14 protein-coding genes are annotated in these 13,567 nt (G+C 30.4%); all 14 read right to left on the reverse strand.

Annotated features, from left to right (window positions below; genetic code table 11):
* Nucleotides 1–214: 214 nt before the first annotated feature.
* The 14 genes from aroC to aroF all read right to left on the reverse strand — a co-directional run bounded on the left by aroC (nucleotide 215) and on the right by aroF (nucleotide 13,563).
* On the reverse strand, nucleotides 215–1,312 hold the full coding sequence (gene aroC / locus BQ5344_RS01960; protein WP_071123952.1) for a chorismate synthase: 1,098 nt from the start codon (nucleotides 1,310–1,312) through the stop codon (nucleotides 215–217).
* Between the two features lie 49 nt (nucleotides 1,313–1,361).
* Nucleotides 1,362–3,314, reverse strand: a complete 1,953-nt coding sequence (locus BQ5344_RS01965) for a peptidase (RefSeq protein WP_071123953.1) — start codon at nucleotides 3,312–3,314, stop codon at nucleotides 1,362–1,364.
* A gap of 38 nt (nucleotides 3,315–3,352) precedes the next feature.
* On the reverse strand, nucleotides 3,353–4,648 hold the full coding sequence (gene aroA, locus BQ5344_RS01970; protein WP_071124253.1) for a 3-phosphoshikimate 1-carboxyvinyltransferase: 1,296 nt from the start codon (nucleotides 4,646–4,648) through the stop codon (nucleotides 3,353–3,355).
* A 24-nt stretch (nucleotides 4,649–4,672) separates the two neighbouring features.
* On the reverse strand, nucleotides 4,673–5,422 hold the full coding sequence (locus BQ5344_RS01975) for a hypothetical protein (RefSeq protein ID WP_071123954.1): 750 nt from the start codon (nucleotides 5,420–5,422) through the stop codon (nucleotides 4,673–4,675).
* A gap of 236 nt (nucleotides 5,423–5,658) precedes the next feature.
* The gene (locus tag BQ5344_RS01980; RefSeq protein ID WP_071124254.1) at nucleotides 5,659–6,660 is read right to left on the reverse strand and encodes a PDDEXK nuclease domain-containing protein; all 1,002 of its coding nucleotides are present in this window, start codon (nucleotides 6,658–6,660) and stop codon (nucleotides 5,659–5,661) included.
* A 92-nt stretch (nucleotides 6,661–6,752) separates the two neighbouring features.
* Complete coding sequence (locus BQ5344_RS01985) at nucleotides 6,753–7,289, reverse strand: hypothetical protein (RefSeq protein WP_071123955.1); 537 nt, start codon at nucleotides 7,287–7,289, stop codon at nucleotides 6,753–6,755.
* A gap of 16 nt (nucleotides 7,290–7,305) precedes the next feature.
* Nucleotides 7,306–8,082, reverse strand: a complete 777-nt coding sequence (locus tag BQ5344_RS01990) for a hypothetical protein (protein WP_071123956.1) — start codon at nucleotides 8,080–8,082, stop codon at nucleotides 7,306–7,308.
* A 95-nt stretch (nucleotides 8,083–8,177) separates the two neighbouring features.
* Nucleotides 8,178–9,269, reverse strand: coding sequence for a 3-dehydroquinate synthase (gene aroB, locus BQ5344_RS01995; protein WP_071123957.1), 1,092 nt, complete (start codon nucleotides 9,267–9,269; stop codon nucleotides 8,178–8,180).
* A gap of 104 nt (nucleotides 9,270–9,373) precedes the next feature.
* Complete coding sequence (locus BQ5344_RS02000; protein ID WP_018499706.1) at nucleotides 9,374–9,925, reverse strand: DUF2262 domain-containing protein; 552 nt, start codon at nucleotides 9,923–9,925, stop codon at nucleotides 9,374–9,376.
* Between the two features lie 37 nt (nucleotides 9,926–9,962).
* The gene (locus BQ5344_RS02005) at nucleotides 9,963–10,559 is read right to left on the reverse strand and encodes a GNAT family N-acetyltransferase (protein ID WP_071123958.1); all 597 of its coding nucleotides are present in this window, start codon (nucleotides 10,557–10,559) and stop codon (nucleotides 9,963–9,965) included.
* 25 nt (nucleotides 10,560–10,584) lie between these two features.
* Nucleotides 10,585–11,460: a prephenate dehydrogenase gene (locus BQ5344_RS02010; protein WP_083378171.1), complete on the reverse strand. Its 876-nt coding sequence runs from the start codon at nucleotides 11,458–11,460 to the stop codon at nucleotides 10,585–10,587.
* Between the two features lie 59 nt (nucleotides 11,461–11,519).
* Nucleotides 11,520–11,651, reverse strand: coding sequence for a hypothetical protein (locus BQ5344_RS12500; protein ID WP_268872958.1), 132 nt, complete (start codon nucleotides 11,649–11,651; stop codon nucleotides 11,520–11,522).
* A gap of 39 nt (nucleotides 11,652–11,690) precedes the next feature.
* Nucleotides 11,691–12,521 (reverse strand): tetratricopeptide repeat protein, encoded by an 831-nt coding sequence (locus tag BQ5344_RS02015; protein ID WP_071123959.1) that lies wholly within the window; start codon nucleotides 12,519–12,521, stop codon nucleotides 11,691–11,693.
* 22 nt (nucleotides 12,522–12,543) lie between these two features.
* Nucleotides 12,544–13,563 carry a 3-deoxy-7-phosphoheptulonate synthase gene (gene aroF, locus BQ5344_RS02020; protein ID WP_071123960.1) on the reverse strand — a complete coding sequence of 340 codons (1,020 nt, stop codon included), beginning with the start codon at nucleotides 13,561–13,563 and terminating at the stop codon, nucleotides 12,544–12,546.
* Nucleotides 13,564–13,567: the final 4 nt, after the last annotated feature.

Genomic DNA, 13,567 nt, shown 5'->3' on the forward strand with positions numbered 1-13,567 from the left:
TTCCTTGCTTATTATATAATAAATTTAATAAAATTTGAAGTGTTTATTTAATATTTATATATAAATTGTAACTACTATTTATTTTTCTTTTTTCGTATAGTAAAACTGCCTTAAAACTCAATTCAAAAGCTATTACCATTTTACTCAATACTAGATTTATATAATTTTTAGTAGCTCTATTTTAAAATGTTCTTTTGAAATCAAATAATTATTTTTACAATACTCTTTTTTTACTTTCCAAAACCCTATCCAAAATCACAATTGCCGTAGCCGCTTCCAATACAGGAACTACTCTTGGCACTATTATTGGATCATGTCTTCCTCTCACTTCTAAAATATCATTTTGCTTTGTTTCAATATTTACAGTTTTTTGTGCTTTTTCAATTGAAGCCGTCGGTTTTATCGCCACTTTAAATGATATTGGCATTCCAGTCGTTATTCCACCTATGATTCCACCGTTATTATTTGAAAATGATTTTATATTACCTTTTTCATCATAAAACATTTCATCATTTGCTTCATATCCTGTCATTTCTGTAATTCCAAAGCCTGCTCCAAATTCTATTCCCTTTGTGGCTGGCACTGAGAAAATCATTCTTGAAAGTTCACTTTCCATAGATTCAAAATATGGGTCTCCTATTCCCGCAGGAAGTCCTGTAACCATAAGTTCTACAATTCCACCAAGTGAATTCTTTTCTTCCCTAGTTTTTTCCACAGCCTTCTCGATTTTTTCCACAATTTCCTCATTCAAGACAGGTAAAGTCATATTTCTGAGTTTATCAATATTTTCCTCTGTAATATCACTTTCCATAAAGTCCCTATCTTCAATATCCTTTACGAATTTGATATGAGCTGCAATTAAAATTCCCTGATTCTTTAAAACCTGCTTTGCAATTGCTCCAGCAAATACCAATGAAGCCGTTATTCTACCAGAAAAATGCCCGCTTCCACGAATATCATTAAATCCGTTATATCTGTTAAATCCGCTCCAGTCTGCATGTCCTGGTCTTGGCTTTCTTTTTAATTCGCTGTAATCCTTTGAACGCTGATTTGAATTTCTAATAATCATCGCAAGTGGCGTTCCAGTCGTCTTTCCTTCAAAAAATCCACTCAAAATCTCAAATTCATCCTTTTCCACTCTAGGTGTTGTCAATTTTGATCTTCCAGGTGCTCTTCTTCTCATTTCCTGCGAGATAAATTCTATATCCAGCTCCGTTCCTGCCGGAATTCCATCAATATTCACTCCCAATGCACTACCATGTGATTCACCAAAAATTGATATTTTATAATTTTTTCCAAAATTTGCTCCCATTTTTTCGCTCCTTCGATTTTATAAAAAACATCGTTTAAATAGAAGTATCCTATTTTTCAGCCTTTACTAACTCATTATAATTTTTAACCTTCTTTTTATCTTCTTTCAAAAGTAAATTATATAATTTACGAACCATTCCCACATATGATTTTTTAGTATATGTTTCACCTGTACGTTTATTCAGTACTATTTTTTCAGCATTTGGAATATCGTTTATTAATTTGTTTACAACATCATATGGTTTCCAATTCTCTGTGTAAGTATCACTTTTTCCGGTAGGAGTATACTGAGCGGTATTCAATCCAGCAGTTCCTGACCCTTTTTTGATATTTCCATTTTTATCACGACCAAGCCATTTATTTTTTAACTGTTCCACTTTTCCACGTGCCTTTGCTGTTTCACGTCTTTGTTCAAATAGCCACTCAAAAGGGTAGTCCACTTGATAACCATATTTCCAAGTCGACATGTGCGACCCTTTGCTAAATTCTCCCCAATTTATTCCAGTACCTGGTTTTGTATTATCATGGGCTGTCATTTTTCTATCAATTTTATTTTGCTCTTCAACAGAAAGATAAGGATCCCATTCATCATGAGCAATTTCAATTCCTGCAGCCTTGAAATATTCCTGAATTGCTTTCCATAAACTTGTTGCCATCAAATCATCTGCAGCCGTATGAACAAGGACATTATCATCTGAAATCATATAATACCAGTTCTGATAGTTCTTTTTATCGAGTCCAAATCCATTAAAACTGATTGGGTCATTTTCTGGAGAACGTGCTGGTGCACCATTATTCTGAAATTCTTTATTATAGTTATTAGACCATTGAGAGCCTAAAATTGCTATACCTGCAAAAAAATTATCTCTTTGTGCCGCCATATCTAAAAGAAGCATTCCTCCCATAGATTGACCTGTTCCGTAAATACGGCTTTCATTAATATATCCCCTGTATTCTGTTAAAACCGAATCTAATAACTCCCAAATTGCTGTATTCGCTTCACTTGAAGAAACAACATCATTTGTAGAACGTCGACTTTCCTCAACTTGTGGAACAATAATTATTGCAGGATTTTTCTCCTGTATCTCTTTACTTGCCGCTTTTACCGCCGCTTTTGAAGAAGTAAGTGAAGCCATTGGATCAGTATCATTTGCTCCTGCATGTTCCATATGCAGAACAACCGAAATATTTCCTTTATTTTTTTCTAAAACTTCTTTATTTGGAACATAAATTGCATAAGGCATTTCAAAATCCTCATATTTTCCAGTATATTCACTATATGCCTTAGTAGCTTTAAATCCTCCATTTCCAATATAATGTATTTTCCATCCGCTATTTTTGTCAAATTCCGGCAAGATAATTTTGTTTTTATCTGCTGTAATTATTGTTTTTGTAACAGTTTCTCCTGTTGGTCTTGTCTGTGTTTCTTCTGATAAAGTATAATTTGAAACTTCTTTTGTTCCTGCAGTAATTTTTCCATTTTTCCCAGTAATTTCCCCTATCTGTTTTACACCGGCCATCATTGTACTCGTATAGGATAAATTCTGTCCCATAAGCATATATGCTGTATTCACTTCAATAATAACATATTTTCCTTCTTTAATACCTCCATTTTTAGAGATTTCCGGCTTGTTATTGACATAAACTTTCATAATTTGTCCTTCATTTCCTTTTATACTGTCTTTATCAATTTCTATAGTTTTCTCAAAACCATCCTTTTTTTCATTATAAATTACATAGTCTATAATTTCATAGTCATTTTTGTCCACAGAACTCGCCTTAATATCTTGATTGTATTCAACAATAATTGCTGAAGTTTTCGCACCTTCCAAATCAACAAACCCATAAGATTTTACATCCATAATAGCATTATCAGCTGAAATTGATTTTACTATTTTACTTTTACTTGTAGTTTTTGCAACAGAAATTGTACTAAATGCCATTCCTGCTAAAAATAAAGCCATCATTCCAAAATATAGTTTCTTTTTACAATTTAATTTCATAAAGTTTTCCTCCATTTTTTATTTTTTTATTCCCAATTTTACTTCTCAATAATCTCAATTTCTCCACCCATTTTTACAAAATCATCCCAGAAATGCGGATAAGATTTTCTGACACTTTCAGCCTCTTCCAGAATTATTTCCTTTTCACATCTTGTTGAAGCAATCGCAAGCGACATTGCAATTCTATGATCATTCCATGCATTTACTGTAACTCCACCTTTAAATCCTTCTACACCTTGAATTATTAAACTGTCCCCTTCCTCAGCTACATTCGCTCCAAGTTTATTCAGTTCAGTCTTTATCGAAGTTATTCTATCCGACTCCTTTATTCTAAGTCTTTCTCCATTAATAATCCTAGTTTCCCCTTCACTCAAGGCTCCTAATACTGTCAAAATTGGCCCAATATCAGGACATTGCGAAATATCAATTACTGTTCCTTTAGTTTTAGAAGGTCTCACAAGTACATAATTATCGAAAATCTCGATATCTGCTCCCATTCTTTCAACAATTTCTATTATTTCCCTGTCGCCTTGTAGCGAATTCTTATTCACATGCAGACATTTCACTTCATTATCCTTATTTGCAGAAATTATTCCAGCCACAATCCAAAACGCCACTTGTGAATAATCCCCCTCAACAGTATAATCAAACGGCCTATAAATCTGATTTCCCTTTATATCAAAACTCTTATAGTCATTGTTCACAATCTCAATTCCTGCCAGTTTCAATATTTCCAATGTCAAATCAATATATCCCTTTGACTCCAGATTCTTATTAATAGTCAGCTTTGAATCTCCGTCCAAGAGCGGCAGGGCATACAAAAGTCCCGTAATAAACTGTGAACTTATATTCCCGTCAATTTCATAATTTCCTGCCTTCAATTTTCCATTCACTGTAAGTGGCAATTTACCATTCTCATTTTTATAAAAAATTCCCTGTTTATCAAAAATCCTATAATACGAGTCAAGCGGTCTGTCCACTAGCTTTCCCTTTCCATCGAAAATCAGCTCATTTTCATCTGTAATCCCAATCGGTATCAAAAACCTGATTGTAGATCCCGATTCATTACATTGCACATGCTTATCCTTTGGAACGACTTTTCCGCCATTTCCAATAATTTCAAGAGAACTTTCCTCTCGATTGATTTTCGCTCCCCAGTTTTCCATAATATCCGTTGTTGTTGTAATATCCACCGAGAACTTCAAATTATCAATCTTTGACTTCTTCCCGCCTTCAGCTAATGCAGCCGCAATCACTGCTCTGTGTGAATAACTTTTAGATGGCGGAATTTCTATTGTACCGTTTAATATGCTTGGTTTTATCGCTATTTTCATAAATTCCTCTTCTTCCTTTAGCATTTATTTTGTCTTTTTCATATTTGGTCTGAATGAAGATTTCAAATCAAAACCTTTACTCAAAATTTTATTTTTATCTGAAACTTCTGGAATAATTTCTTTTTCACTTCTCTTATTTGATAAAAATTCAACCAGACTTTGCCATACAAAATCTTCATCAATATATATTCCTAATTTTGATAAATTTGGATTATATGTAAATCTATAAATTGAATCAGGATATCTTACTTTTTTCTTATTAAATTTACCTAGATATTCCAGTAAAAGCATTGGTTCATTAAAAAGAATATCATCTTTAGAAGCATCAATATGAGATAAAACTTTTTCCCTGTCATAAGAATTTAATTCATTCCAGTCATATCTAAAAGGTGTATAAATCCTGTATCTTTTTCCATCATTAAAAGTAATTTCATAATAATGATACCATTGTCCATCCTTTTTCTTTAAATCTTTAGAATCTTTTATATCCAAATGAGTGTATATTCCATTTTCAGTAAAAAATAAATGTATTAATTTTTTCCCGATAAAAAGTACTTTATGGCAATTATTATCCGTAAAATACTCAGTGTATTCCTTAAAATATTTATTAAAATTTTCTTCTGAAAGTCTCTCAGTAAATTCTGTATTTATATTTATACTGAACCTTTTACTGTATTCATAATAAGTTTTTCTAGTATAGACTAATTTTTCATCTACACCATATTTTGTCATTTTATAATCATAAAAATCTTTAAATTTGCTAATTATTTTCATATTTCTCCTTCAATTTTTTAGGAGATTTCAGTATGAAATTTCTATTTTTAAAATATTTCAATTTTTATTTTACTTTATCTCCTAATTCCTTCTGTAATTTTAAATTTTTTCTTTTTTTATTTTCTAATATTCCTGTATAATTCATTTTCATCACTCCCATTCTTTATTTTTTGTATATATAATTTTTTTACAAAAATTTTACTAATTATATTTCATGATTTTCCTACATAAAAATACTAATCTTCCTCAAGAATTTTGATAAATTCCTCTTTACTTGGCAAAACTGTTTTATATGTACTTGCAAAAATTTGCTCATTATCTTCTGGCAACGTGTATTCCACCAAAGACTGATTTTTTTCCTGACACAGTACTATTCCAATTGTTTTATTTTCATCATCTAATTTCATTTCTCTGTCATAATAATTTACATACATCTGCATTTGGCCTATATCCTGATGTTTTAATTTCCCAATTTTCAAGTCAATTAAGACAAAGCATTTCAAAAGTCTGTTATAAAAAACTAAATCAATGTAAAAATGCTGTTCATCAAAAGATATTCGTTTCTGTCTACCTACAAATGTAAAGCCATTCCCAAGTTCCAATAAAAAATTTTCTAATTTGCTTATTAATTTTTCTTCCAGTTCACTTTCTGAATAGCTAGACTGTTCTGGCAATCCTATAAATTCAAGTATATAAGGATCCTTTATCAAATCCTGTGGCTTTTCTATAATCTGTCCTTTTTGCGAAAGTTCCAAAACTTTCTTCTTATCTCTACTTAAACTTAACCTCGTATACAACGCACTATCAAACTGTCTTTCTAGTTCTCTTAAACTCCAATTATTTTTAACAGCCTCAATTTCATAAAATTTCCTTTCATCAGGATTTGAAATTCTACTTAATTTCACGTAATGCGACCAACTTAGTTTGAATTGGTCAGACACTGTCTGACCTTTTTCAGAATAAACTAAATAAAAACTTCTTATTTGCTTCAAATTTGTTAATGAAAATCCTTTTTTGTATTTTTCAGTCAACTTTTTAGATAATATTTTCAAAATTTTCTTTCCATATTCTGCTCTATTTTCACCTTTCTGTTCTTCCTCGACTATCATTCTTCCTATCTCAAAATACGTCAAAACCATCGTCTGATTAACAGTTGTAACAACTTTTTTTCTTGCATTTTCCAACAAATCAATTACATTTTTCACTATTTCCATATTTTCAATTTCTCTCTTTTTCATTATTTCTCCCCCTTTTATAAATTCCTTTTTAAATTCATCAGACACTATCTGCTAAATTTCCGAGATACTGTCTCAAAAATCTCGTTTTCTAGTTAATTCCCCTTACTCATCCGTTCCTTTTTCTCAGCTTTTATAAAAGCAACTACAGATACAATCGCAACTAAAATTATCCAAACCCAATCTTTATATATTTCACTACTTATTTTAAAAACTCCCATCCACGAATAAGATAAACCTTCTAAAAATGGTAATTTTTGCTCTTTTTTCAAATAATAAGCTACCAAAACTACATCAACAAAGTATACTGCAATCATAGAAAAAATTGTAATTACAGGAATTCCTTTTGTAATATCCCTCATTGGCAAAGCCTCATATTTTGGATTTAGTAAATTTTCATTTTTAGCATTTGCTCCAAATTTACTTTGACGCATAGGTTTGACAATATTTTTTCTTTCTGTCTCTGTCTTTTTAATTTTTATTCCAAATATCCAGCCAAAAAAAACTATAAAAAATATAATTATAGAAATTATTTTATATCCTAAAAAAATCATCGAAAACCCTAAATAAATCATAGCTGCAACAATAGAACTTAACCCTGCAAATAAAATTCCATTTAAATATCTCTTCATAAATAATCCCTTTCATCTAATTTTTATTCAGTTTTTCTATTAAAAAGACTAACAGATTTTCACAGAAAATCTCCATTTCATTTCCAAAAGCTAAAATAATAACGTCTTTTAAATCTTTCACATAAATTACGCCATCTGTCACTCCAACCTTATAATTTTCCCATTCATAAACTTCATCATCAAATGTAATATTTTCTTTTGAAACTTTTATTTTCTTTAAATTATCAAAATTCTCAATTTGCTTCTTGTCTGAGAAAAGACTGAAACTTAATTTATGTGATTTTCTAAATGGAAACTCCTCACTTCCCCCATTTTCAATCTTTTCTAATGCACTTGGATAATTCTGTTTTACAAAATCTTCCTGAAATAAATCAAAAGCATCTTTTTTATACCCCCCTGCATTAATTTTTTCCCACTTTCCTTCATTAGATTTGAAAAAAATGGCTGTAAATGTATTTCCCACCACGTATACTTCCTTTGAAAGAAAATATTGCAAATTTTTATAATAATTTTTTTCATTTTTTCCTATACTGAAACCATCATCATAAAAATAAATGTTTGGATATTTCTTTTTATAATACGAAAACACAAAGAAATCTACTATACCCAATATAATTAATAAAACTATAAAAATCATAATAGTAGAAATATAAAAATTTCTGCTAATTTCAACTGTAAATAATAAAACTACTCCTATATTTAATACCAGCAAAGAAATTAAAAATTTTGCCGAATTAAAAATTATTTTTAACCAGTTCGCCTTTTCCACTTTTTTGAAATTTTCCTGCAACATATTTTTTCACTCCTTTAATATTTCAAATTAAGTCAGACAGCGTCTGACCTTTTCAGTTCCTTTGCTTAACTATTTTCATTTTTACAACCTAAAATTTACTCAAAAATCTCCTTTTCCCCAATCTTCATAATTTCAACTTCCCCAATTTCCTTCAGAATTACAAAATTAATTCCATCACTCGTACTTTTCTTATCCCTTTTCATAATATCCGAAATCTTATCTTTCGGATATTCGATCTCAGTTGGTAAATTCAATGCCTTCAATAGTTTCTCAATTTTTACAGATTCATCCTTTTTTGTAAACCCTTTTTCCTCTCCAATTTTTGTAATGTTCACCATTCCAGCAGAAATTGCTTCCCCATGTGAATATTTCTCATAATTTGTAAACTGCTCTATTGCATGTCCGATAGTATGTCCAAAATTCAATATCATTCTCAAATTACTTTCCTTCTCATCTTTTTCCACAACTTCCTTTTTTATCTCACATGAACGGTAAACAAACTCATTTACATATTTCATCAAATGTTCACGCAATTTCTGTTTATAATTTTCATCATCATAAGAAACTTCAACTGTTTCCACTATTTCCACAAGTCTATCAAAAAATTTCTTATCATAAATACATCCATATTTCACAATTTCTGCAAATCCATCATAAAAATATCTGTCCGTCAATGTATTCAAAAAATAATTATCAATTAAGACAAGTTTCGGCTGATGAAATGCCCCAACAAGATTTTTTCCCTCCGGCAAGTCAACTCCGACTTTTCCACCAACACTGCTGTCAACTTGTGAAACTATCGTCGTGGGTATCTGCATAAATCCAATCCCACGCATATAACTGGCAGCCGCAAATCCGGCAATATCTCCAACAACTCCACCACCAAATGCAACAACCATATCCTTTCTCGTAAGCCCTGAATTTACCATTGCAGAATAAATTCCTGGCATTATACCAATATGCTTATTTTTCTCTCCAGCTTCCAGCACATAAATTGTATAATCAAAGCCTTTAAACATCTCCTCATACTGATTCCTGTAAATTTTATCCACATTAGAATCCGTAATCACAAATAATTTTTTTCCATTATAAATCTTTTTAATATACTTAGTAAATTTCTCAAAAAAATTCTTTCCAATTACAATATCATAAGAATTTTCCTCCAGTCCAACATTCAATATTTCCATAATTTTCTCCATTTCCTCTTCTTTATGTGTATATTAAAATATAGCAAAACCATTAAATTCTGTCATTTAAAATGATTTTACTATAAATAAAATTTTATTTAAAACTATCCCATTATATCCCCTTCAGAAAATTCCCCATTAATATTTGCAAGAACATTTATTATATGTCCTGAAAATATCATATCGTTATCTGAAAGATAAATACTGAAATTTCCATCCCCATAAATAGTCAGTCTTTCCACAGACATTATTTTTTCCATTGTTTCTTGCGTTATTTCACTATCTCTCAATTTTTCAGCACTTTCTTCTGATAACACTTGTTTCATATCTTCAACAAATTCATCAATTTCATCGTCTTCATAATAATCTTCGACATCAAACCAGTCGTTTGCTAATTCCAGCATTACTTCTGCCGAATTTTTTATAATTTTTTCATTCCAGCCATTCACATCTGACAGAATTTCCTTTAAAGTTTTAATTCTGTCTTCCATCTTTTCCTTATCAGTCTTTTCCTCATCCTTCTCATTTAACAGCTGATAATCAGATATATCAAAATACACATCTATTTTTTTATTATTTACCCAGTTAACCTCTGTTTCAAATCCATCGACACATTCAATTTCACCTAATAATTCATCTTTTATAACTTCTGCCATTTTACCCTCCATTAAGTTTTTGTTTGTCAAAAATGTTTTACAAATTATATCTTTTTTCAAGTTCCCTTTTTATATAAACTGACTGAAACTCTTCTTTTAACATATCCAATATAATTACATCATAAGTTTTTCCCATAATTTCTAAGGCTTTTCGCAATCGCCCAACTTCCTTAAAACCAACTTTTTTGTATAGATTGTAAGCTGGTTCATTATACTCAAATACACTTAGCGATATATTTCTCAGATTTAAAAATGAAAAACCATAATCGAGTATTAACTTTAGAGCTTCAGTTCCGTAACCTTTTCTCTGATATTTGGGATTTCCGATGAGAACTCCCAACGCACCATTTCTGTTTATAATATCTAACGAATTAAATCCAATATTTCCCAGAAGCTCGTCATTTTCAAGTAGTCTAACAGCAAACATTTTTTCTTTTTTTACTGAAATTAAAAATTCCTTTTCACTTTCAAAATCTATAATATTTGTATAGGAAAGATAACCCAAACCAACCGAAACTTTTATATCATTAACCATTTCAGCATATTCCTCAACATCATCAACAGAAATTGGCGAAAGATAAATGTTATCTCCTATCAATTTTTTCAAATACTTTTTCTCAGAATTATTCTCCATTTTATTCCTCCCAAATTAATCTCTCTTAATCAATTTTTTCCCGCCGTTTTGTTGAAATTATAAATTTTTCTTTTAAAGTTCCTAAATCATTGCTGTTTAAGGTTTCTTTTATTATATCTAGTTCTCTTTCAAACTGCTGTATCATTTTTAAAAGATTCTTTTTATTTCCCATAAAAAGTTCTGCCCACAAATCTTCATTTATTTTCGCAATTCTCGTCAAATCCCGATAAGAATCCCCAATAAATCGATTTGTATCGTACTTTTCACTATCACTGTTTACAAGCGAAACTGCAATTGCGTGGGTAAGCTGGCTCGTAAACGCAATAATCTCATCATGTTCCTTTGCCGTAAGAAAACTGACTTTCTTAAATCCCATCAGCTTCACAATTTCCGACAGCAATTCTAGATTTTCTTTTTTATTTTTTTCATCCTTAATAATTATATAATTTGCATCTTTAAATACTCTATTGTCTGCAAAATCAATCCCGCGTTTCTCACGTCCCGCCATAGGATGTCCAAAAATAAAGTCAATATTTCTTCCACTCTTCTCAATAATTGGATCAATATCCTTAATAATTTTCTCTTTAATTCCAACAACATCAGTAATTATAGAGTTTTCCTTAAAATAATTAATATTATTTACAAAAAACGACTTCATCAAATTCGGATAAAGAGTAATTATCACAAAATCCGACTTTTCCAAAGGCTCTCTTGTTTCCAAAAAACCTTTATTTATAATATTTTTTTCTTCTGCCTTCTTTATCGTTTCCTCATCAATATCAATCCCATAAACAGTCTTAATGCCCATTTCCTTAAAACTCTGTGCAAAAGCTGCTCCAATTACTCCGAGTCCAACTATTGTTACTGTCAAATTTTCTATTTTTTTTAAAATTGTAAACACCCCTTTTTACAAATTTTCTTATAAACAGCTATTTCAATCTAAATACCACTATCAAAATTTTAATTATTCCACCAACTTTTATTTTGCTTTTCTAATTTTTTCATTTCCTCTGTTCTTCCTTGCGACTTATAAATTTCTATTAACATATTTCGCTCGTATGTTTTACCATCATTTGGATGCTTAAACTCCATAGAATTTTTATACGCCTTTTCAGCTTCAATAAAATTACCTTATAAAAAATACATATCTCCTATTCTAATCCAATAATCCCGTGCATCAAACTTTTGTTTTTTATTAGATATTTTTTGTATTGCCAATTTATAATACTTTATGGCATTTTCATAATTTTGAGTTTTATAATCATACATTTGGGCTAATGAAGCATAATCAGGTTGATAGTCTTCTAATTCAATTAACTGTAAATAAGTTTTTTCTGCTAAATCATATTTTTTTAAACTTACATAAGAATACGCTAATATTCTTAAATCTCTAACATCACCTGTTTCCTTATAATTATTTTCATATTCTTGTAATTTTTGTTCACCAAAACTTTTATCCTTCTTCTGTCTTTCCAAAGTTTCTTGAGCTGGTTTATATTCTTTATCAGCAGCTTCTTTCAACAATTTATTTCCTTTTTCATCCTGTTTTATCCAAATATAAAATTCTCCCAAATCATTTAACGCTTTTACATCACCAGATTTTATTAATTCATTATACCGTTCAATAATTTTTTCTTCTAATTCTTTAGTTTTCTCTATATTTACTTTTAAAACTGAACGCACTATTGAATCTCTCCAGTATCTATAGAATGAAATAATTTTTTCTTTTGTTTCTCTACTATTTCCTAAGTTATTATTTTCTTTTTCATATTTTAATAATAATTTCTCAGATTCTTCAAATTTTCTATTTCGAAAATAATAATCACTTAATTTTAATAGTGAATCCTTATCTCCTTTTTCAATTTGCTTTAAATACTGCTTTTCCTCTTTAGTATAAGTTTCTTTAGAAAAAGAATTAATTGAAGAAATTAAAATTAGTAATAATAGCCATTTTCTTTTCATTTTTTACAACTTTCTAATAAATTTATTTAAAACTTTTCCCCAACACATTCGCAATCTTCTCCACATCCTGCATCAAGTCATCAAACACTTCAAATTTCAATGATTGAGGCCCATCTGACAATGCCTTGTCTGGCTCAGGATGTACTTCTACCATTAATCCGTCTGCTCCAGCGGCAATCCCTGCCATTGCAAGAGGTTTTACCATCCAGTATTTTCCAGTTGCGTGAGCTGAATCTACGATTATCGGCAAGTGTGTTAATTTTTTAATCATCGGCACTGCATTCAAATCTAGTACATTTCTGTATGCTGTTTCATAAGTTCTGATTCCTCTTTCACAAAGAACTACATTTTCATTTCCGCCAGCCAAAATGTATTCTGCCGACATTAACCATTCTTCAATTGTTGCACTCAATCCTCTTTTTAACAATACTGGAATATTTGTTTTCCCAACTTCTTTCAGCAAATCAAAATTTTGCATATTTCTCGCACCTAACTGAATCATATCAAGATGTGGACCAAATTCATGCAATTGAGCAATTGACATAACTTCGCATATTATTGGAAGTCCTGTTTCTTCTTTTGCTTTTTTCATCAATTCAATACCTTCCATCCCTAATCCTTGAAAAGCATAAGGCGATGTTCTAGGTTTTACAACTCCACCTCTTAAGATATTTGCTCCAGCCATTTTTACAGCTTTTGCCGTATCAATTATCTGCTTCTCATTTTCGACAGAACAAGGTCCTGCCATCATTACAAGCTTATTTCCGCCAATTTCTACATTTCCCACTTTTACAATAGTATCTTCTGGCTTAAATTTTCGGCTTGCTCTCTTATAAGGCTCTTGCACTCTTTGTACATCCAGCACATAATCTAGCGCCTGAATATGCTTTATATCAATTGTGCTAATATCCCCAACCAATCCTAAAATTGAATATTCTTTGCCAGCAATTAATTTAACGCTTACATTATTTTCCGTTTCCAATCTGTTTATCAATTTTTCCAAGATTTTTTCACTTATTCCGCCATCTACTTTAATAATCATCATT

The sequence above is a fragment of the Leptotrichia massiliensis genome, from assembly GCF_900104625.1.
Taxonomy (GTDB): Bacteria; Fusobacteriota; Fusobacteriia; order Fusobacteriales; family Leptotrichiaceae; genus Leptotrichia; species Leptotrichia massiliensis.

Coding starts and splice junctions, on each gene's coding strand:
- aroB (WP_071123957.1), bottom strand. CDS start 9,269: ATGGAAATATTGAATGTTGGACTGGAGGAAAATTCTTATGATATTGTA.
- BQ5344_RS01985 (WP_071123955.1), bottom strand. CDS start 7,289: ATGAAGAGATATTTAAATGGAATTTTATTTGCAGGGTTAAGTTCTATT.
- aroC (WP_071123952.1), bottom strand. CDS start 1,312: ATGGGAGCAAATTTTGGAAAAAATTATAAAATATCAATTTTTGGTGAA.
- BQ5344_RS02000 (WP_018499706.1), bottom strand. CDS start 9,925: ATGGCAGAAGTTATAAAAGATGAATTATTAGGTGAAATTGAATGTGTC.
- BQ5344_RS02005 (WP_071123958.1), bottom strand. CDS start 10,559: ATGGAGAATAATTCTGAGAAAAAGTATTTGAAAAAATTGATAGGAGAT.
- aroF (WP_071123960.1), bottom strand. CDS start 13,563: ATGATTATTAAAGTAGATGGCGGAATAAGTGAAAAAATCTTGGAAAAA.
- BQ5344_RS01990 (WP_071123956.1), bottom strand. CDS start 8,082: ATGTTGCAGGAAAATTTCAAAAAAGTGGAAAAGGCGAACTGGTTAAAA.
- aroA (WP_071124253.1), bottom strand. CDS start 4,648: ATGAAAATAGCGATAAAACCAAGCATATTAAACGGTACAATAGAAATT.
- BQ5344_RS01965 (WP_071123953.1), bottom strand. CDS start 3,314: ATGAAATTAAATTGTAAAAAGAAACTATATTTTGGAATGATGGCTTTA.
- BQ5344_RS12500 (WP_268872958.1), bottom strand. CDS start 11,651: ATGGAGTTTAAGCATCCAAATGATGGTAAAACATACGAGCGAAATATG.
- BQ5344_RS02015 (WP_071123959.1), bottom strand. CDS start 12,521: ATGAAAAGAAAATGGCTATTATTACTAATTTTAATTTCTTCAATTAAT.
- BQ5344_RS01980 (WP_071124254.1), bottom strand. CDS start 6,660: ATGAAAAAGAGAGAAATTGAAAATATGGAAATAGTGAAAAATGTAATT.
- BQ5344_RS01975 (WP_071123954.1), bottom strand. CDS start 5,422: ATGAAAATAATTAGCAAATTTAAAGATTTTTATGATTATAAAATGACA.